We start from the raw sequence: 329 nt of genomic DNA on the forward strand, positions 1-329 counted from the left end.
GACGGACGTCGGGCGTACGTACCACGTGGGTAACACGCTATCGGGAACCTGGCCAGTGTAGGACGGGTTTGCGGTCGAGTATTGCTGCACGTACGTCCGATACACGCGCATGCTGTCGCCGACTACGTTGGCTTCTTGTGAAACACGCGCGTTCTGCGCGCGAGTCCAGACCGATTCCTCGTATTCGGTTGCGAAAGCCAGAAACATTAGCAGCACGATGAGGAGCGGCATTGCGTCCTCCGCTCAGTGCTTTGCGTCGACGACGCGGAGGGTGTGCCGCGACTGCGACACCTGAAAGTCAAGACCTGGAACAAGCTTCGAAAGCTGCT

1 protein-coding gene is annotated in these 329 nt (G+C 59.0%); it reads right to left on the bottom strand.

The genetic code is table 11. The features are described 5' to 3' along the window. Positions 1 to 231 (bottom strand): type IV pilus biogenesis protein PilM (pilM, locus tag SB689_RS22765; RefSeq protein WP_410694343.1); only part of this gene is annotated, 231 nt, incomplete at its 3' end. Between the last annotated feature and the right edge of the window lie 98 nt (positions 232 to 329).

The sequence above is a fragment of the Chryseobacterium sp. SIMBA_038 genome (genome assembly GCF_046535115.1).
Classification (GTDB): Bacteria; Bacteroidota; Bacteroidia; order Flavobacteriales; family Weeksellaceae; genus Chryseobacterium.